16 protein-coding genes and 1 pseudogene are annotated in these 19,526 nt (G+C 45.1%); 16 read left to right on the top strand and 1 reads right to left on the bottom strand.

The features are described 5' to 3' along the window. The 13 genes and pseudogenes from umuC to SHEWPOL2_RS23255 form a co-directional block, all read left to right on the top strand. Positions 1–1,117, top strand: a 1,117-nt coding sequence (umuC, locus tag SHEWPOL2_RS17865; protein ID WP_037430303.1) for a translesion error-prone DNA polymerase V subunit UmuC, incomplete at its 5' end; no start/stop codon positions are given. 454 nt (positions 1,118–1,571) lie between these two features. Then, the gene (locus SHEWPOL2_RS17855; protein ID WP_037430297.1) at positions 1,572–4,241 is read left to right on the top strand and encodes a TonB-dependent receptor; all 2,670 of its coding nucleotides are present in this window, start codon (positions 1,572–1,574) and stop codon (positions 4,239–4,241) included. A 184-nt stretch (positions 4,242–4,425) separates the two neighbouring features. Beyond that, entirely contained in the window at positions 4,426–4,830 is a 405-nt protein-coding gene (locus SHEWPOL2_RS17850; protein WP_050991401.1) for an ArsC family reductase, read from the top strand. Next, complete coding sequence (dapE, locus tag SHEWPOL2_RS17845; protein ID WP_037430294.1) at positions 4,827–5,972, top strand: succinyl-diaminopimelate desuccinylase; 1,146 nt, start codon at positions 4,827–4,829, stop codon at positions 5,970–5,972. Before SHEWPOL2_RS17850 ends, dapE begins: the two co-directional genes overlap by 4 nt. 92 nt (positions 5,973–6,064) lie before the next feature. Beyond that, positions 6,065–6,730 carry a M15 family metallopeptidase gene (locus SHEWPOL2_RS17840; RefSeq protein ID WP_050991402.1) on the top strand — a complete coding sequence of 222 codons (666 nt, stop codon included), beginning with the start codon at positions 6,065–6,067 and terminating at the stop codon, positions 6,728–6,730. A 67-nt stretch (positions 6,731–6,797) separates the two neighbouring features. After that, positions 6,798–7,627, top strand: a pseudogene (locus tag SHEWPOL2_RS17835) (alpha/beta hydrolase). A 243-nt stretch (positions 7,628–7,870) separates the two neighbouring features. Then, entirely contained in the window at positions 7,871–9,049 is a 1,179-nt protein-coding gene (locus SHEWPOL2_RS17830; protein WP_037418760.1) for a porin, read from the top strand. A 10-nt stretch (positions 9,050–9,059) separates the two neighbouring features. Further along, on the top strand, positions 9,060–9,497 hold the full coding sequence (locus tag SHEWPOL2_RS17825; RefSeq protein ID WP_037418757.1) for a substrate-binding domain-containing protein: 438 nt from the start codon (positions 9,060–9,062) through the stop codon (positions 9,495–9,497). Positions 9,498–9,915: 418 nt separating this feature from the next. Continuing rightward, complete coding sequence (gene can / locus SHEWPOL2_RS17820) at positions 9,916–10,521, top strand: carbonate dehydratase (RefSeq protein WP_037418751.1); 606 nt, start codon at positions 9,916–9,918, stop codon at positions 10,519–10,521. Between the two features lie 339 nt (positions 10,522–10,860). Continuing rightward, positions 10,861–12,048 carry an 8-amino-3,8-dideoxy-alpha-D-manno-octulosonate transaminase KdnA gene (gene kdnA, locus SHEWPOL2_RS17815; RefSeq protein WP_037418748.1) on the top strand — a complete coding sequence of 396 codons (1,188 nt, stop codon included), beginning with the start codon at positions 10,861–10,863 and terminating at the stop codon, positions 12,046–12,048. 19 nt (positions 12,049–12,067) lie between these two features. After that, positions 12,068–13,138: a 3-deoxy-alpha-D-manno-octulosonate 8-oxidase KdnB gene (gene kdnB, locus SHEWPOL2_RS17810; RefSeq protein WP_037430292.1), complete on the top strand. Its 1,071-nt coding sequence runs from the start codon at positions 12,068–12,070 to the stop codon at positions 13,136–13,138. Positions 13,139–13,220: 82 nt separating this feature from the next. Further along, entirely contained in the window at positions 13,221–13,958 is a 738-nt protein-coding gene (gene kdsB / locus SHEWPOL2_RS17805; protein WP_011622622.1) for an 8-amino-3,8-dideoxy-manno-octulosonate cytidylyltransferase KdsB, read from the top strand. Positions 13,959–13,986: 28 nt separating this feature from the next. Then, a complete protein-coding gene (locus SHEWPOL2_RS23255) occupies positions 13,987–14,202 on the top strand; it encodes a DUF2897 family protein (protein WP_037430289.1) in 216 nt (71 codons plus the stop codon). Between the two features lie 209 nt (positions 14,203–14,411). On the opposite strand, the gene SHEWPOL2_RS17795 is transcribed toward SHEWPOL2_RS23255, so the two are convergent. Continuing rightward, positions 14,412–15,794: a Na+/H+ antiporter NhaC family protein gene (locus tag SHEWPOL2_RS17795; RefSeq protein WP_037418738.1), complete on the bottom strand. Its 1,383-nt coding sequence runs from the start codon at positions 15,792–15,794 to the stop codon at positions 14,412–14,414. A gap of 739 nt (positions 15,795–16,533) precedes the next feature. On the opposite strand from SHEWPOL2_RS17795, the gene SHEWPOL2_RS17790 reads away from it, so the two are divergent. From SHEWPOL2_RS17790 to SHEWPOL2_RS17780, 3 genes are all read left to right on the top strand, one after another. After that, on the top strand, positions 16,534–17,748 hold the full coding sequence (locus SHEWPOL2_RS17790; protein WP_037418735.1) for a pyridoxal phosphate-dependent aminotransferase: 1,215 nt from the start codon (positions 16,534–16,536) through the stop codon (positions 17,746–17,748). 220 nt (positions 17,749–17,968) lie between these two features. Continuing rightward, positions 17,969–18,556: a 5'-deoxynucleotidase gene (gene yfbR / locus SHEWPOL2_RS17785; RefSeq protein WP_037430288.1), complete on the top strand. Its 588-nt coding sequence runs from the start codon at positions 17,969–17,971 to the stop codon at positions 18,554–18,556. 25 nt (positions 18,557–18,581) lie between these two features. Beyond that, positions 18,582–19,526 (top strand): anti-phage deoxyguanosine triphosphatase (locus SHEWPOL2_RS17780; protein ID WP_037430287.1); only part of this gene is annotated, 945 nt, incomplete at its 3' end.

Genomic DNA, 19,526 nt, shown 5'->3' with positions numbered 1-19,526 from the left:
AAAAATGGCCGTGCCGGTTTATCAAGTGATGGAGATGATCCGCGCCCATAATGTGGCGGTATTTTCGTCCAACTATGCCCTTTACGCTGATATTTCAAATCGCGTCATGACCACACTTGAGCAGATGGTGCCTAGGGTTGAAGTCTACTCAATCGATGAGGCTTTTTTGGATCTGTCTCGGCTCGATAAATGTCAAGATATTAACCAGTTAGCCATGGATATTCGTCAGCGGATCCAGCAATGGATAGGGATCAGTGTCTGCGTAGGAATTGGGCCGAGCAAAACCTTAGCCAAGCTAGCTAACTATGCCGCAAAACAGTATCCCGCCACCCAAGGCGTTGTCGATTTACGCGATAAAGAACGCCAACGTCGGTTAATGACGCTCACTCCCATTGATGAAGTTTGGGGCATTGGCCGAAAAATTGCGCAACGTTTAAAACTGATGGGCATCCATACCGCTCTACAGCTTGCAGATGCCCATCCTAAACTTATCCGAGACAATTTTTCCGTCATGGTTGAGCGAACGGTGTACGAGCTTAACGGTATTGCCTGTGATGATATTCAGCAGGTGGTAGCGACAAAGCAGCAAATCATCAGCTCGCGCTCCTTTGGCGCACGTATTACCACCTTTGAGGCGATGCAGCAGGCTATCAGTGACTATACCTTTAGGGCCTGCGAGAAATTGCGAGCGGAGGGGCAGTTTGCCCGCACCTTATCGGTGTTTATTCGCAGCAGTTATTTTACGCAACATCAGCCCCAATATAGCCAAGTACTCACAGGTCATCTTGTGTATCCCAGTGACGATACCCGTGATTTTATCGAATTAGCGCAGCGACTATTGCATCGGCTTTGGCGTGCAGGTCCCGCCTATGCTAAAGCTGGCGTCATGCTAGGAGATTTTTATGCACCAGGCGTGTTTCAATTAGGCTTGTTTGACGAGGCCAAACCACAACCTAAAAGTAAAGAATTGATGAAACTGCTTGATGGTATCAATCACAGTGGTAAAGGAAATATTCAATTTGCAGGACAAGGACTGAATGCCGATTGGAGAATGAAGCGTGGTCAACTCTCTCCCCGCTACACTACCCAATGGAGACATATTCCGATAATAAAATAAGCCATAAGCATGAATAACGAAATAATATGCTAGAGCTGTTCCATTTGTTAAATCCGCTAAAACACAGTCAATAATGGTCTATATTTCAACAGCTAATAAGATTCATGCTATTAACACCTTTAATCTTAAATTGATAGCGATCACATTATTCAAAACTGACCTAAACAAAAAATTCAGCCTAAAGATTGACATTGTAAAGATGATGTTACGTTACATTGCGATACAATCTAGCCTTTTTCACATGCAGCACCGCATCTTATTACTTCAAGCTAACCTTAATTAGCTTCCGCAAGTTTACATTAGTAACACACGATTAACACAAAACAAACAATTAAGCTGTTGATATTAAAGTTGTTAATGATAGTTTTCCGACTATGGAGGGCAGTTGCACATAAAATATAAGCCTTGATGAAACCCTTCCTGATCATCACGGCATTGTTAAGGGAATGAAAATATGATTACGCAAACAACCGTTGCACGTGCGGTTCGTTTTAGTTTACTTGCTTTAGTATCAACATCTTTATCACCATTGGTTTTCGCAGCTGATGAAACCGCGGTTGCCGAGGATAAAGTTGAGCGTATCGAAGTAACTGGTTCACGTATTAAGCGTACCGATCTTGAGAATGCTTCACCTGTAGTGGTTGTCAGTGCAGCCGACATTGAAAAAGGCGGGTTTAACTCAGTCCAAGATGTTTTAGGTAACCTATCGCAAAACTCTGGCGGCTCCATGACTCAGCAAGAAGTTCATGGTTTCACCCCAGCTGCATCTGCTGTAAATCTTCGTGGTGTTGGCGCTGGACGCGTTCTCACCCTCATCAATGGTAAACGCGTACCTAAATATCCTTTTGGGGCCGGTGGTACAGATAGTTTTGTCGATACCGCAAACATTCCGTTAGGAGCGATTGAACGCATTGAGATCTTAACCACAGGTGCATCAGCCATTTACGGCTCGGATGCCATGGGCGGCGTTATCAACATTATCTTGAAAAAAGATGTTGAGCAAAGCACCTTGAAATATCGCTTCTCCGATACCGTTGATGGTGGCTTACAAAACAACCAATTCTCCTTTATGACGGGCGTAAGCAGCGATAAAGCGAACCTAACTTTCTTCGCCGAATACGAAGACCGTCAAGCCTTAAAAGGAACAGATCGCCCAGAATGGGGAACAGATATCGTTCCGGGCAACCCTTATGCGGCTTACAGCTCATATGGTGCGAACATTGTCACCAGCGATAATAAACTCTTTAAAACCTTATCTGCCGCAGAATGTGAGGCACGTGGTTATCAAGTGATGTCCAATGGTCGCTGCGGTTTTGATCGCTCACCACAACGGGATTTCTCTCCAGAACAAAAACGCTATTCAACTATGGTGAACCTCACCAAAGAACTGAATGATGACCATCAGCTCTACTCTCGAATTGACTATACACATGCCTCAACTTTTACCGAAATTGAGTCAGCAACTGTCGGTGATGACTTTAAATATAAAGTAGTTGGCGATGATGTCACTATCTACAACAAGTCAAAAGGCCTCTCACAAACCTTCAAAAAATCATCAGCCTTTGGCGGTGATTTTGCCAGCGCAGCCGACGGAGAATATTTCTACACTCGTCGTATGTCAGAGTTAGGTCCACGTACTTCTGATTTTGAAACCAATAACTTCTCGTTCTTGATCGGTGGTAAAGGTTATCTGACTGAAGGCATCGAATATGACACATCTTGGTCTATTGCCCGCCAAACTGTAGAATCCACCACAACGGGCTCACCAACTTACCAAAGTATGTGGGATTATTTGACCGAAGGAACCAATGGTCATTCTCTATTGGATGTTATTTCCAATGAAGATGCCGCCATGCTGGATTATCAAGGTGGTAAAAAAGGTCAATCAACCCTATCAAGCTTTAACGCCGGTATTAGTGGCGAAGTCTTTGAATTACCAGCAGGCGCCGTAGCTTATGCTGCTGGTATCGAATATGGCAAAGAATGGTTTTATGACAAATCCGATAGCTTTACCACTAACGGCGGTGTCATGGGTAAAGGCGGTAGCAGCGCTCAAGGTGAACGTGAACAATATGCTAGCTACGCTGAAGTGGCTGTTCCTGTGATTGAAAACCTCACAGTGACCTTAGCTGGCCGTTACGACTATTACGATGACGAATCAGATGTGGGTGGTCAATTCAGTCCTCAAGTGGCTGTAGAATACCGTCCTATCGACAGCTTACTGCTACGTGGTCTATATGCAGAGACTTTCCGTGCTCCAGATATGCAGCGTTTATTTGGAGAACCCACGTCAGCCTATAGTACTGTGATTGATACTCCTACTTGTGAAGCCTCTGGCCCTGGTCCTGCTTGCGATAAGATCGAATCCTTGCCAATTACCATTGGTGCTAACCCTGAGTTAGAAGCTGAAACAGGTAAAAACTATAACCTTGGTATGGTATGGGATTACAACGATCTCAATCTGACATTAGATTACTGGATTGTTGAAATCGATAACCTAGTGAATGATCCTAGCGCCCAATATATTCTGGATCATTCAGATGCATTTACAGACAAAATTATACGTGATGCGAATGGCAAGTTAATTCAGGTGAATACCCAAGCGATTAACATGTCATCACAAAAAACCTCTGGTATCGACTTCTCTATCGGTTATCGCTATGAAACTGCCAACTTAGGTGATTTAACCGCCCGCTTAGAAGGCACCTACTTACTGAAATGGGAAGAGCAATTAACCCCAGATTCAGAGGCATTAGATCTTATTGATGGTGAAGGTTCAGCGCCTAAAATCCGCGGTAACTTGAACTTAGGTTGGAGCTATAACGATTTTGCGACTAACTTATTGTTCAAATACACTGACAGCATGAATGGCGATCGCATGGATTACTTTGTCGAAAATGGTCTGGACGCAGATTACAGCGTAACGATCGACAGCCATGTTGAAGTGAACTGGTCAGCAAGTTATCTTGTCAACGATGCACTAAAAATCTCAACCGGCATCAACAACTTGTTTGATGCGGGCCCTGAGATTGATCAAACCCAGTCATCGTGGCCACATTACCCACGTTCTTACTACAACGTAGTAGGCCGTGAGTATTACCTCGCTCTGGAAATGAACTTTTAATTAAAAACATTTCCAAAGACAAAGCCGAGCATATTTGCTCGGCTTTTTATTTGCATACTGATACCCAAATTAACATCAAATATTTCACTTTTACCTACATCGACCACCTATCAAATCTTTGCGGCTATCTTACCTTATTCTCAACATACCCTAGGCAATATCCCCTTGTAGCATCCAGCGCACAATGCCACAATGCGAGCAAAATCAATGCGTGCCAACGGCGCCCCTCGATAGGAGCATCATCTTGACCCTTTTTGGTATTAAAAATTGCGATACTGTGCGTAAAGCACGTAAATGGATTGAAACCCATCAACTTTCGGTCAACTTCCATGACTTTAGGGAAGATGGATTAGCAGAAAAGGATCTGCAGCATTGGTGTCAAATTGCCGGATGGGAAACCGTCTTTAATAAACGCAGTACCAGTTTTCGTGCCTTAAGTGATGCCGATAAAGCGGATATCGACCAAGCCAAAGCCATTCAACTAATGCTCACTCACCCGACACTGATCAAGCGGCCAGTGCTGGTTTTGGGTGAACAAGTGCTAGTGGGCTTTAACGAAGCCGAATATAAGAAGGTGTTTTCTCTATGACGTACGCTTCGAACACTCACCCGGTTACCGAACTGACTAAAGCGTTAATCGCCCGTCCTTCGGTCACACCGCTAGATGAAGGCTGTCAAAGCTTAATGGCCGAACGTCTTGCCGCCGTAGGCTTTAATATTGAGCCCATGGTCTTTGAAGACACCACCAATATGTGGGCGCGGCGCGGTAATACAGGCCCGGTATTTTGTTTTGCCGGCCATACCGATGTGGTGCCCGCAGGCGATTTAAGCCGCTGGCATACCCCGCCTTTTGAGCCAACCATTATTGACGGTTATCTGTATGGTCGCGGTGCTGCCGATATGAAAGGCTCACTGGCGGCGATGATCGTCGCGACCGAACGTTTTGTGGCTAAGCACCCAAATCATCCTGGCTCGATTGCGTTTTTAATCACTAGCGATGAAGAAGGCCCCTTTATCAATGGCACCACACGGGTTATCGACACCCTAGAAGCCCGTAATGAAAAAATCACTTGGGCATTGGTGGGTGAACCCTCGTCGACCTTAAAACTCGGTGATGTGGTTAAAAATGGCCGCCGTGGCAGTCTCACCGCCAACTTAACCGTTAAAGGTATTCAAGGCCATGTGGCCTATCCGCACCTTGCGGATAACCCTATCCACAAAGCCGCCCCCTTTTTAGCTGAGTTAAGCCAAACCCATTGGGATAATGGCAACGAATTCTTCCCGCCCACCAGCATGCAAATCGCCAACATTAACGGCGGCACAGGCGCATCGAACGTGATCCCAGGCGCCTTGGAGGTGATGTTTAACTTCCGCTATTCCACCGAAGTGACCGCCGAGATACTCATCGAGCGTGTGGAAGCCTTATTAACCGCCCACGAACTGGATTATGACATTAGTTGGACTTTCAATGGCTTACCCTTTTTAACCGGCGAAGGCCCACTGTTAGACGCGACCCGCCATGCTATTCGTCAAGTCACGGGCTATGATACCGATCCACAAACCACCGGCGGCACCTCCGATGGGCGCTTTATTGCGCCAACGGGCGCCAAAGTGTTGGAACTTGGCCCAGTAAACGCCACAATCCATAAAGTGAACGAGTGCGTGAAGGTAGACGATCTAGAGCAATTAGCGCTGTGTTATGAAGTGATTTTGGAACAGTTACTGTGTTAAATACCATGGCTATCACGGCAAAAAAAGCCCTGCTCTATGGTCTAGAGCCAAGGGGAGAGACAGGTTTAACAGCGGATCTAGACTCTGACTCAATGAGCGACTTAGTGCTCGTTGAGTTACTCAGCCCCTATCATCAGCGAGAAACGCGGTTTAAGTTAGAGTCACAAACCGCCCTTGCCTTTCAGGCAATGGCCGACAGTGCCGCCAAAGACGGTATTAAGCTAGCGATTTGCTCTGCCTATCGCCCCTTCGATCGGCAACTCGCCATTTGGAATGCCAAGGCCAGCGGTAAACGAGTGGTCCTGGATATCAATGAGCAGCCCGTGGATATCGCGCCGCTCAGCGATGATGAGTTAGTCGATTTGATCTTACTCTGGTCGGCACTGCCTGGTGCTTCGCGTCACCATTGGGGAACGGATATCGATGTATTTGATGCCGAGCAAATTGAGGTCAAATCCCTGCGTCTGGTGGACGCCGAATACCGTGACGGCGGCCCCTGCGCCCACTTGCACCAGTGGCTAGTGGCTAATGCCAAGGATTTTGGGTTTTATTTTCCGTTCCAGAAAGGCCAAAGCGCGGTAAGTGCAGAGCCTTGGCATATTAGCTATTTCCCCGTGTCTCAAACCCTGTTACCCCAATTTGAGGTGCAGGCCTTAGCGCAGGTTATCCAGCAGAGCGATATGTTGCTAAAAGACGCCGTGATCCGGCGTTTACCCGAGTTAGTAGCGGAATATGTACATCGGATTGCGCAGCCTTAATAGCTTTTTCTGCACGTTTTAGCCGACGTCCCTTCCCGTTTTTGGTTTTATAGATTAAGTAGGTTTTATGGATTTATCATCATACAGACAACAAATTTGCATCGCGGGTAGCCAACTTAGTTACCTTGATATCGGCACAGGCCCTGCCCTGTTATTTGGCCACAGCTACCTGTGGGACAGCGCCATGTGGGCGCCACAAATTGCGCTCTTAAGCAAAAGCTACCGCTGTATCGTACCCGATCTCTGGGGACACGGCCAATCTGGCACCGTACCGGAAAACTGCCATAGCCTGTTAGACATTAGTGAGCATATGTTAGCCCTGATGGACGCCCTCGAACTTGAGACATTTTCCCTCATCGGTTTGTCCGTTGGCGCCATGTGGGGGGCAGAGCTGGTGCTTAAGGCGCCTGCTCGCGTCAAGACGCTTGCCATGCTGGACAGTTTTATGGTTTTGAGCCAGAAATCACCCGTGCCAAATATTTTGGGATGTTAGACATGATCCAAACCGCTGGCAGTATTCCACCAGTACTTATCAATGCAATTTCACCGCTGTTTTTTGCAGATAATGCCAAAGCGAATAATCCCGAATTAGTGCAACGTTTTGAAAGCGACTTAGCTGCGCTAACGCCAGAACGCATTCCCGACATAGTAAAACTTGGACGGATTATTTTTGGTCGGCGCGATACCCTAGAATTTGCCGAACAATTTACCTTACCTTGCTTAATCATGGTGGGTGTAGAAGACAAGGCGCGCAGTGTTTTGGAAAGTTATTTGATGAGTGATGCCATTAATGGCAGCCAATTAGTGCATATTCCAAGTGCTGGCCATATTTCAAGTCTAGAACAAGCCGAATTTGTTAATCAGCAATTATTAGCATTTCTGAGCCAATGCGCTTAATACGCACCATGATGGTTAGAGCATGTCACCCATGCTCTAACAGATTCATATTCTAGAACCCTCAATAAGAATGAGTCTTTTGCCTATTACTCGAAATCTTTTCCAATAATCTTGGAGTGCTATCCCACTTGAGGCTTAACAAACATCGATTTGTTAACTGCCCCTCAAAAATGTTGCAAAATCGTGAAAACACCAAAAATTCAACTACCTTTAAACTGTATTCCCTCAAAAAGGTTTCCTAACATGAGAAAAAGTACAGTTGCATTAGGTGTGTTGACCGCACTCTATATTCCATCCCTTCACGCGAATGTTGAAATAAACGGCTTTGCCTCCATTGTTGCTGGCTCAAGTTTATCCGATGATAAAAGTTACTACGGTTATGATAAAGAAATCGACTTTAATAATGACTCCAAAGTCGCACTACAATTTGCTGCAGATTTAGGGAGCGGCTTACGAGCAACCGCACAAGTCCTCTCCCGTGGCAGTGACGATTATAGTGCAGAGTTTGAATGGGCTTATATTTCCTATGACATTAGCGATAAGTTGATGCTAATGGCTGGAAGACAACGATTTAATCTTTACAAATATTCCGATTATATCGATGTTGGCTATGCCTACCATTGGATAACGCCACCAAGGGGAGTCTATTCGCTCCCCTTTAATTCTGGCGAAGGTGTTGGTTTAGTTTATTCAGATTTATGGGGCAATACTGAAGTTGGCTTAACCTATAAATATATTACGACATCGGTATCTGACTATGCGCCTGTCGGTTCATCAACGCCCCCAGCGCCCTTTTCCGCCAAGGGCCATATTATGAACTTCAATTTTAGCACCGCTGGATTTGAGTACGGTTTAAATGTAGGGATAGTCACGGATTTCTCATATGAACTGCCAGCACTACTTGGTTTGGGTGAAGCCATTTCCCAAACAGGTTTATTCGATGATCAAGTTGTAAATGACTTATTAGCGATAGAGGATAGTGCCTTACTTATTGGCGCTAACGTCAAATATGACGCAGGAAAGTGGTTTATATTAGCGGAATACACCCGAATAGACGTCGACCCTAGCAGTTTTAATATTCAAGATTCTGCCTTTGTTTCAGCGGGTGTTCGTTACCATGATTTTACCTTCCATTTAACCTATGGCATTGATAAAGGTGACCCACAATATGATGCCTATGATGCAATGTTGCCTGTCTACAACGCCCTACCTCCGGCCAATCAAGCAGCTCTCGCGCCATTAGTGATGGGAACGAAAGCCGCATTAGAAGCACAACAAGAGGATAGTTCCTATTACATCATCGGAACCCGCTGGGATTTTCATCCCTCTGCGGCGCTAAAACTGGAATACACCAATTACAGTAATGATAAGCCGACCTCCGACGAACAACTCTTAAGCATGGCTGTTGATCTTGTTTTCTAAGGAGTCATTTATGAATTTACCTCACATTGCTAAATACATCGTCAAGCCAATCAGCTTGTGTGCACTCCTATTGCTCAGTCAATGGGCTCAAGCGGAAATCGCCGTAATCGTTCACCCTTCGAACAGTTCAGAGATATCAGCTGCCGATATTTCAAGAATTTATTCGGGAAAGCTTAAAACCTTTTCGACAGGAGGCACGATTGTCGCACTCGATCAAGCGGAAGGCTCACCTGTCAGGGAAGCCTTTGTAAAACAAATCCTCAATAAAACAGAAAGTCAGTTAAAAGCCTATTGGTCAAAACTCGTATTTTCTGGACAAGGACAACCGCCTAAAGTGGTCGAATCCAGTGCTGAGATTCTTACTCTCGTCGCCGCCAATCCAAATATGATCGGCTTTGTGGATGCAGCAGAAGTGACGCCCAATGTCAAAGTTGTAGGTAAGTTTTAGGGATTAACCTGATTGTACCTATTGATGCCTTCTTTCAATAAGAAGGCATCGAATTTTTACATTAAACATTTAAATCATATAGATATACAACCCCGGCCTAAGTTAAACGAAAAGTTCTGCGTGATTGCACCATGCGCAATAACAGATTTCCCCATTCATTCCCGCGTTACCTCATTTGCCAACAGTAACATTGAGCTCTTAGACGCAGGCTAAATAAATTTTATCCCTAAAGATTCAAAGCATTAGACCAAATTATTTAACTGTTGATGGAATTAAGTCACGTTCAAACCTGAGTTTAAACTTAATTGGATAGACCAGAGGCCACGATTTTGCTGGTATACTCAATCGCAAAAAAGATGCGGCTTGCATCATTTAGGGCAAAAGACATTTTAATATGTCTATAAAACAATAGGTTAAAATGAAACTACTCAAACCCTTATTCGATAATAACCGCCGTTGGGCCGGACGCATCAGTCAAGAACACCCTGATTTTTTTGAACAACTGGCAAAACAGCAAAACCCTGAATATCTCTGGATTGGTTGTTCCGACAGCCGAGTTCCTTCTAACCAAATCATCGATTTAATGCCTGGCGAAGTCTTTGTTCACCGCAATATAGCCAATATGGTGATCCATACCGATCTTAACTGCCTGTCAGTACTGCAATACGCCATCGATGTGCTTAAAGTGAAACATATTATGGTCGTCGGTCACTACGGCTGCGGTGGTGTACGTGCCGCAATGGGTAATCAGCGATTGGGTTTGATTGATAACTGGCTCGGCCATTTGCGCGATGTCTATCGCCTACATCATGATGAATTAATGCAAATGGATGAAGCCAAACGTTTTGATCGCCTGTGTGAGCTCAATGTGATTGAACAGGTTTCCAATGTCACCAGTAGTACTATCGTGCAAGAAGCCTGGTCTCGCGGCCAAGAACTGGCTGTACATGGGTGGATTTACGGTATCGATAATGGTCTATTAACGGATCTTGATGTTACGGTAGACCGTGCACAAGTCGTGTAAGTCTTTCGTCGTATTATATGCCATTAACGGCCCAACTGACGCCACAAAAACCTGCCACTGTGCAGGTTTTTGGTTTTACGCCCTAAAGGCAAATACTCACTATTCATTTACGAGAAATAACCAAAATCTATCTCAAGGAGACCATTTCACTTCATCGCGTTAGACAACATTTATCATTTCATTCATCTAGTCTTGCTAAGTGAGCAAAAACTAAGCGCGAAATCTCAACATGACCTTATTTTCATCAAGAAAACATCGCAAGGGATCTTTAGCCCAGTTATAATCCGCCAGTTAATTGCAGCGCGACCATGCGCCACAAATTCTAAGGAGATACCTTCCATGCCCGGTTTTGAATTATTTGGTCCAGAAGAAAAACAAGAAGTTGCCGATGTGATGGAGCACGGCTTTACCTTCCGTTATAACTTCGACCATATGCGTAATGATCGCTGGAAGACTCGCGATATGGAGCAACTGCTCTGCGAGAAAATGAATGTTAAGCATGCTCATCTGTTATCAAGCGGTACCGCCGCGCTCCAAACGGCGATGATGGCCGCAGGCATTGGCGCTGGCGATGAAGTTATCGTGCCACCTTTTACCTTTGTTGCGTCTGTAGAAGCGATTTTCATGGCCGGTGCAGTACCGATTTTTGCCGAAATCGACGAAACACTGTGTTTATCACCAGAAGGCATTGAAGCGGCAATTACTCCACGTACTAAAGCGGTAAACTTAGTACACATGTGTGGCTCTATGGCCAAGATGGACGAAATCAAAGCCATTTGTAAAAAGCACAACTTAGTATTGTTAGAAGATGCTTGCCAAGCCATTGGCGGCAGCTACAAGGGCCAAGCCCTTGGTACTATCGGTGATGTCGGTTGTTACTCTTTCGATTCTGTTAAAACCATCACCTGTGGTGAAGGTGGCGCGGTGATCACCAATAACACCGAAATTTACGATAACGCCCACCAGTTCTCCGATCACGGCCATGACCATATTGGTAAAGACCGTGGCGCCGAGTCACACCCGATTATGGGTCTGAATTTCCGTATCTCTGAAATGAATGCGGCCTTAGGTTTAGCCCAGTTACGTAAACTCGATACCATTATCGATATTCAACGTAAAAACAAAAAAGCCATTAAAGAAGCTATGGCGAGCATTCCTGAAGTCAGCTTCCGTGAAATCCCCGATCCAGAGGGTGATTCAGCCGGCTTCTTAAGCTTTATGTTACCAACAGAAGCCCGTACCCAAGAGATCAGCAAGAAATTAGCTGCAAATGGTGTAGATGGCTGCTTCTACTGGTACGTGAACAACTGGCATTATCTGAAAAACTGGAAACACATTCAGGAGCTTAAGGCCCCTGCTGCGTTACCAATCACATTAATTGCCGACCGACCTGACTATACTCAAATTTCTGTGCCGAAATCTGATGCCATTATGAGCCGCACTATTTCTATGCTCATTAAATTGTCTTGGACCGATGCTCAGATTGCCGAGCGTATTGAAAACATTAAGAAAGCATTTGCCCAATAATTAAACGGGAGTTTTTGCAATGAGTTTTAAAAATTTTAAAGTAGTTGAAAAGATGATCTTCGGTCGTGGCTCTTTCGCTCAGTTAGACGACGTCTTAGCTGCACAGCGTAAAACCGACGATGACTTCGTGGTATTTTTAGTCGATGACGTTCACCAAGGCAAACCACTCGAAGCACGCATCCCAGTCAAAGGCCAAGACTTACTGATTTGGGTTAACGTTGATGAAGAGCCAAGCACAATTCAAATCGATGCCCTGACCGAACAAGTTCAAGCTTTCAATAGCAAACTGCCAGTGAGCGTCGTTGGTTTAGGTGGCGGTTCAACCATGGACGTAGCGAAAGCGGTATCGCTGATGCTGACCAACCCAGGCGGCTCAGCCATGTACCAAGGTTGGGATTTAATCAAAAACCCAGCGGTTCACCACATTGGTATTCCAACGATTTCAGGTACCGGCGCCGAAGCGTCACGCACCGCAGTATTATGTGGTCCAGTGCGTAAGTTAGGCCTGAACTCAGATTACACAGTGTTCGATCAAATCATCATGGATTCTGAGTTAATCGATGGTGTTGAGACTGACCAATGGTTCTACACCGGTATGGATTGCTATATCCACTGTGTGGAATCCTTAGAAGGTACCTTCTTAAACGAATTCTCTAAAGCCTATGCCGAAAAAGCCATGGAGCTTTGCCGCCAAGTGTACTTAGAAGATCACCCAGAAAAAGACGACAAGCTGATGATGGCGTCATTTATGGGCGGTATGAGTATCGCTTACAGCCAAGTAGGTGCATGCCACGCGGTATCCTATGGTCTGTCTTACATCCTCGGCTACCATCATGGTATCGGTAACTGTATCGCCTTTGACGTGTTAGAAGAATTCTACCCAGAAGGCGTGGCAGAGTTCCGTCAGATGATGAAGAAACACAACATCACCCTGCCGAAGAACATCTGTAAAGATCTACCAGATGAAACCATCGCGAAAATGGTTGCCGTGACTAAGAGCATGGGTCCATTATGGGCAAACGTGTACGGCCCAACATGGGAAGAGAAAGTCACTGACGAAATGTTGACTGCCCTGTTCCGTCGCATTTAAGCTCTCAAGCAGATGACAAGGGCTCATGGTGAGCCCTTTTGTCTATCTACACTGCATATCTTTGATAAAATAGGATAATTTAATGAATGTCACTCTGTTAATCCCGGCGCGTTATGGTTCAAGCCGCTTCCCGGGCAAACCTTTAGCCCCGATTAACGGCAAGCCGATGATCCAACACGTGTATGAACGCGCGTCGTTAGCCAAAGGCCTCACCAATATTTACGTTGCAACCGATGATGAGCGTATTAAAAGCGCCGTCGAAGGCTTCGGTGGCAAAGTGGTCATGACCAGCCCTGATGCGGCATCGGGCACAGACCGTATCAATGATGCGATTAACCAATTAGGTTTAAAGGATGACGATCTGGTCATCAACCTTCAGGGCGACCAACCCTTAATCGACCCAACCTCCATTGAGCAAGTGATCAGCCTCTTCGAACGTCACCCAGGCGAGTTTGAAATGGCGACCCTCGGCTATGAAATTGTCAACAAGGCCGAACTTGACGATCCTATGCATGTGAAGATGGTGTTCGATAACGACTATTACGCGCTGTATTTCTCCCGCGCCCGCATTCCCTTCGGTCGCGATACCAAAGATTATCCAGTTTACAAGCACTTAGGCGTGTATGCTTACACCCGCAGATTTGTGCAAGCCTTTGCAGCCCTGCCATTAGGCCGCCTTGAAGATCTTGAAAAGTTAGAGCAGCTACGCGCCCTAGAACATGGCCATAAGATCAAAGTTGCCATCAGTGCCTTCGACTCAATCGAAGTTGACACGCCAGAAGATATTCGTAAGTGTGAGCAGCGTTTAGCCGTTGATTAATCAGGGTGTTGCTCAATAAGGAGTTGTTATGTCGAGCTTAGAAGTGTGGATCATTATAATTTTGGTGGTAGGTGTGATTGCCAGCAATCTTGCCGCACTGAAATACAGTGCAAAATTCAAACTGCCACAGTTTGGTCAGCACGATAAAGAGAAACAACTAAAATCCGACATGACTCAGCCTCCACACGAAGCCGATGGTAACGAAACGCAAACTCCAGATAAGTCTTCGAATCAGTCCAAATAAACTAAGATTAGCATTCATCTTGATCTCCCCTCACAAAAAGGCGCATCGGCGCCTTTTTGCATTTCTTACCATCCCTTTAAATCGTAGTTCAGATTTTGTAACAAACTCAAGTGATTCATCCATAAACTAGCGGTTAGCACAAAGCTACAATTAACATTCGCGCATAAAAAAACCAGCCGAAGCTGGTTTTTTATGTATTAAGTCACGTATTAAGCAATCAGGATAAAGCCAAAGAATGCAATAACCGCGGCAATTAGCGCATAAGGTAGTTGAGTCACAGCATGGCTTACTAAGTTACAACCCGAGCCTTGGGCAGCTAAAACGGTTGAATCAGAGTAGAAACACGCTTGGCTACCAAAAGAAGAAGCCGACAACAGCGCACCAATCACTAATGGAATATCCGCACCCACCGATTGCGCCAGTGGCATCACAATTGGGATGGTTACTGCAAAAATTCCCCAACTAGAACCCGTCGCAAAGGCCAAAATCGCCATTGATAGGAATACCACGGCAGGTAACAGCTTAGGCGTCATAAATGGGCTTAAAGATTCAATCACGTACTGTGGCAGTAATAGCGCATCACACACATCTTTAAACACAAATGCCGCAATTACGGTACCAATAGCAGGCAACATGCTCTTAAAACCATCAATCATTTGATCCATCATTTCTGAGAGAGGCATCAAACGCTGAACTGCATAGTAAGGGAGCGTGATAACCAGCGTCGCTAATAACCCTTTCCACACGTCGATATCAAAATAAACGGTAAAAGCAACCAGTAATAAAATTGGCACTAAAAAGTTATGCAATTTGCCTTGATTGTCAGCATGCTTAAACTCTTCTTCAATTGCCGCGATGGCATATTCATCAGAGGTTTGCACTTGGTCTAAATCGACTTGCGCTTCAGCGGGCTCGCCTTTTGCTGCGCGCAACTCGGCTTTTTTCATCGGGCCAATAGCAGGTACCACGCCCAATGCAACCAGTAATACCATCGCGACGGCTAACCAAGCATAAAGCATATAGGGTATAGCTTGCATGTAGACGCTAATGCCCTGACCTTCAGCGGCCACCCCGTTATCGACCAGTAAGCCACCAAAAAACACCGCCCACGTGGAGAGCGGCACTAATACACACACAGGAGCCGCTGTGGAATCCACCACATAAGCCAGCATTTCGCGGGAGACTTTAAACTTATCCGTTACACGCTTCATGGTTTCACCCACAGTTAGCGCATTCAGATAGTCATCAATAAAAATCACAATCCCCAGAATAAAGGTCATAAACAGGGAAGATCTTGGCCCTTTTGCAAATTTCAATGCATTTCGACCAAATGCCAAAGCACCGCCAGTACGTACTAACAGTGCAATCAAAGCACCAAAACAGCCACACACCAAAATCAACCAACCGATAGTTTCATCGGCCATGACTTTTAATGAAGTACTTGCAAAATTATTTAAAACTTGCGTTGGATCAAGTAACAAAAAACCCGTTACCGCACCAATGATCAAAGATAAAATGGGGCGGCGTAACCAAACGGCCAACACCAATACCACCAAAGGTGGAATAAGACTTAACGCTGTCGGTTCAGACATGCACTTAGGTCCTCTAAATAAGTCGCCTAAAAGGCAAAAGTTTTTAGAACAGCGCCTGAAATCACCTCGATAACGGACGCCAATATTGCTGCTTCATGATGACTAACTCCGCTGATAAAACCTGCTAAAAGCTTGTTATCTTAGGTGCCCTGCCGAAAACATCGCGCAGAAAATAAAGCGCATCGAATATCGAGTCAACTATAAATTTATGCTAGCGCTAAATAATTTTTCATCTTGAATTAAAAAACGATTTATCAACTTGATTTTAAACAAAATAACTAGAGTGTGATGAATTTTTTATTTCAACCTAAATGCTTAATAAGCATTCAGTTAATCTGCCTAAATATCGAAAAATTACCGAATGCAGGATAATGCGACATTAACTTAAATCAACTCTGATAAATCAGCAGTTAAGCAAACACTGATTAACATTTTTACTAACATCTTGCCCCTAGGGTAATGTGGTTGTAGTAAAACAGAGTGCATGAGCCAATGCAGCCTAATTGATAGGTACAAAGGCTAACCCCATAACAAGATGCAGTATAAAAAATCAAAATTAGACACAATAACGGCACATATAACTTGTATGAATTTATTTAATGCCAGGTTAAAGCATATTTAACTGGTACGTTTAATAAAAAAACATGGTATTTGTGCTCAATGCCCCTTCCTTAAATCAGATAATTTCGTTATGGTGCACAAACTTAAGCCAAAATTAACTGCATGTTTCGAGGTGTAAATGCGCCCTATCATCAAATCCAATAAGCTGGATACTGTTTGCTACGACATCCGCGGCCCAGTGCACAAGGAAGCCAGACGTTTAGAAGACGAAGGACACAGGATCCTCAAACTCAATATTGGTAACCCAGCTCCCTTCGGTTTTGAAGCACCCGAAGAAATTGTGCGCGATGTGATCCTTAATCTCCCGAGTGCCCAGGGCTACTGTGAATCAAAAGGATTATTCTCAGCCCGCAAGGCGATCGTGCAGCATTATCAAGCGCAGGGTATCTATGGCGTTGATATCGAAGATGTCTATATTGGTAACGGCGTGTCAGAACTGATTATGATGGCCATGCAGGGCTTATTGAACACCGCTGATGAAGTACTGATCCCTTCGCCCGATTACCCACTGTGGACGGCCGCAGCTAACTTAGCCGGCGGTAAAGCCGTACATTATCGCTGTGATGAAGAAGCGGATTGGTTTCCCGATCTTGATGATATTAAGAGCAAAATATCTTCTCGCACCCGTGGTATTGTACTGATCAACCCGAATAATCCTACGGGTGCGGTTTACAGCAAAGAATTACTGCTGCAAGTTATCGAGCTTTGCCGTGAACACAACCTGATTTTATTTGCTGATGAAATTTACGACAAAATTTTATACGACGAAGCCAAGCATATTCCTGCGGCTAGTCTGTCGGACGATATTTTAACGGTTACCTTCAATGGGCTATCTAAGGCTTATCGCGCTGCGGGCTTTCGTGTTGGTTGGATGATGTTGTCTGGTAATCTTAAGGCTGCAAAGAGTTATATCGAAGGGTTAGAGATGCTCTCTTCGATGCGCCTGTGTGCCAACGTGCCCAATCAACATGCGATTCAAACCGCACTCGGTGGCTATCAAAGTATTAACGAGCTGATACTGCCTAATGGCCGCCTCACAGTCCAAAGAGATGCATGTTACGAGCTGTTGAATCAAATCCCAGGCGTGAGCGTGAAAAAGCCTAAGGGCGCACTCTATGCTTTCCCCAAATTGGATATGAAAAAGTTCAATCTCAGGGATGATGAGCGCCTAGTACTCGATTTATTAAGGGATAAAAAAATCCTATTAGTGCACGGCACGGCCTTTAATTGGCCGGAACCTGATCATCTCCGTGTGGTGTTTTTACCCTATAAAGAAGATCTGACGAAGGCATTAACTGAATTTGGTAACTTCCTGGAAGCCTATAAACAATAAATGGGTTTAAGCATCACGGTTACTTAGCAAACCTAGGCAATAAAGCGATCAACAAGATCGCTTTATTTTTGTATTTGTTCTGTAAATCCTGCCATTATTTCACTCACTTATCCTTGCGATAAGTGTTAGGCTTACGCTCAATAGCCGTACTTGCACTTTGCTTTTCACTTATCTTCAGAGTCGAGTGACGCGCCTTTTAGCCTTCATTTAAAGGAGCCTTATGAGTCATTTATTTGCCCACCTTGCCAGAATGAAACTTATCCAGCGCTGGCCTTTAATGTACAACGTGCGCACCGAAAACGTTCAGGAACACTCTCTGCAAGTCGCCATGGTGGCACACGCCTTAGTCATCATCAGTAATAAGAAATTTGGCACGACTCTCGATGCCCATCAAGCAACCAGTTTGGCCATATTCCATGATGCCAGTGAGATCTTAACTGGCGATTTACCCACCCCGGTGAAGTATTTCAATAAAGAAATTGAAGCCGAGTATAAAAAAATTGAAGCCATTGCCGAACAGCGCATGCTCGATATGGTACCTGATGAATTTAAAGAGGATTATCGCAGCCTGTTTATCAGCGATAACGCCGATCCAATCTACAAAGCCATAGTTAAATCAGCCGATACCCTGTGTGCTTACCTGAAGTGTTTAGAGGAAAATCGCGCTGGCAATACTGAATTTAACACCGCACGAAAACGCCTCGAAGCCATGCTCGAGTCCAATCCTAATCCTGCCGTGAAATATTTTATGGATTGCTTTGTACCCAGTTTTACCTTGAATTTAGACGAAATAAACAAGATGCTCTGATGTACCACTCCCGCTAGGAATGCATATGACCTCAAGTGTTTGGCAAGAACGCCGCCATGGTGAAGATAAACAAAGACGTAATGATCATCGCAGCCCATACCAAAGGGACAGGGCGCGGATCCTCCACTCTGCTGCATTTCGTCGCCTGCAAGCAAAAACCCAAGTGCTTGGTGTGGGGATGAATGACTTCTATCGCACGCGCTTAACCCACTCATTAGAAGTCTCACAAATCGGCACGGGGATCGCCGCTCAGCTGAGCCGTAAATATCCCGAGCATAAGCCCTTATTAGACTCAATGAGTTTGCTGGAATCCTTATGCCTTGCCCATGATATTGGCCATCCGCCCTTTGGTCATGGTGGTGAAGTTGCCCTTAACTATATGATGCGCCACCACGGAGGCTTTGAAGGCAATGGCCAGACATTTCGTATTCTCTCTAAACTCGAGCCCTACACCTTAGATTTTGGGATGAATCTGTGCCGCAGAACCATGTTAGGGATTTTAAAATATCCCGCACCACAATCGCACTTGTTTGTCGCAGGCAATCATCCTGAAATCACCAACCACAGACAGCTTAAACCGTCACAATGGCCGCCTGTTAAAGGCATATTCGCCGATGATAATGACATCTTCGACTGGGTGCTTGAGCCATTATCTGCGGCAGATAGAACTCGCTTTACCTCAGTCCAACCAAGTGTTCAGCCCAACTACCCGCACCTGCGTACCCAATATAAATCCTTCGATTGTTCCATCATGGAGCTGGCGGACGATATTGCCTATGCAGTACATGATCTTGAAGATGCCATCGTCATGGGGATAGTAACGGCATCACAATGGCAGCAGGATGTGGCGCCAACATTTGAGCACAGTAATGATCTCTGGATCCGCCAAGAATTGACCGATATCGGTACTAAACTGTTCTCCCACGAGCATCATCTGCGAAAAGATGCCATAGGTACTTTAGTGAATGGC

The sequence above is a fragment of the Shewanella sp. POL2 genome, assembly GCF_000282755.1.
Classification (GTDB): Bacteria; Pseudomonadota; Gammaproteobacteria; order Enterobacterales; family Shewanellaceae; genus Shewanella; species Shewanella xiamenensis.
The sequence above is the reverse complement of the archived record's forward strand: the minus strand, read 5'-3'. Positions and strand labels throughout refer to the sequence as shown.

Coding starts and splice junctions, on each gene's coding strand:
- SHEWPOL2_RS17830 (WP_037418760.1), top strand. CDS start 7,871: ATGAGAAAAAGTACAGTTGCATTAGGTGTGTTGACCGCACTCTATATT.
- kdnB (WP_037430292.1), top strand. CDS start 12,068: ATGAGTTTTAAAAATTTTAAAGTAGTTGAAAAGATGATCTTCGGTCGT.
- SHEWPOL2_RS17795 (WP_037418738.1), bottom strand. CDS start 15,794: ATGTCTGAACCGACAGCGTTAAGTCTTATTCCACCTTTGGTGGTATTG.
- yfbR (WP_037430288.1), top strand. CDS start 17,969: ATGAGTCATTTATTTGCCCACCTTGCCAGAATGAAACTTATCCAGCGC.
- kdsB (WP_011622622.1), top strand. CDS start 13,221: ATGAATGTCACTCTGTTAATCCCGGCGCGTTATGGTTCAAGCCGCTTC.
- SHEWPOL2_RS23255 (WP_037430289.1), top strand. CDS start 13,987: ATGTCGAGCTTAGAAGTGTGGATCATTATAATTTTGGTGGTAGGTGTG.
- can (WP_037418751.1), top strand. CDS start 9,916: ATGAAACTACTCAAACCCTTATTCGATAATAACCGCCGTTGGGCCGGA.
- SHEWPOL2_RS17855 (WP_037430297.1), top strand. CDS start 1,572: ATGATTACGCAAACAACCGTTGCACGTGCGGTTCGTTTTAGTTTACTT.
- dapE (WP_037430294.1), top strand. CDS start 4,827: ATGACGTACGCTTCGAACACTCACCCGGTTACCGAACTGACTAAAGCG.
- kdnA (WP_037418748.1), top strand. CDS start 10,861: ATGCCCGGTTTTGAATTATTTGGTCCAGAAGAAAAACAAGAAGTTGCC.
- SHEWPOL2_RS17790 (WP_037418735.1), top strand. CDS start 16,534: ATGCGCCCTATCATCAAATCCAATAAGCTGGATACTGTTTGCTACGAC.
- SHEWPOL2_RS17850 (WP_050991401.1), top strand. CDS start 4,426: ATGCCACAATGCGAGCAAAATCAATGCGTGCCAACGGCGCCCCTCGAT.
- SHEWPOL2_RS17840 (WP_050991402.1), top strand. CDS start 6,065: ATGAGCGACTTAGTGCTCGTTGAGTTACTCAGCCCCTATCATCAGCGA.
- SHEWPOL2_RS17825 (WP_037418757.1), top strand. CDS start 9,060: ATGAATTTACCTCACATTGCTAAATACATCGTCAAGCCAATCAGCTTG.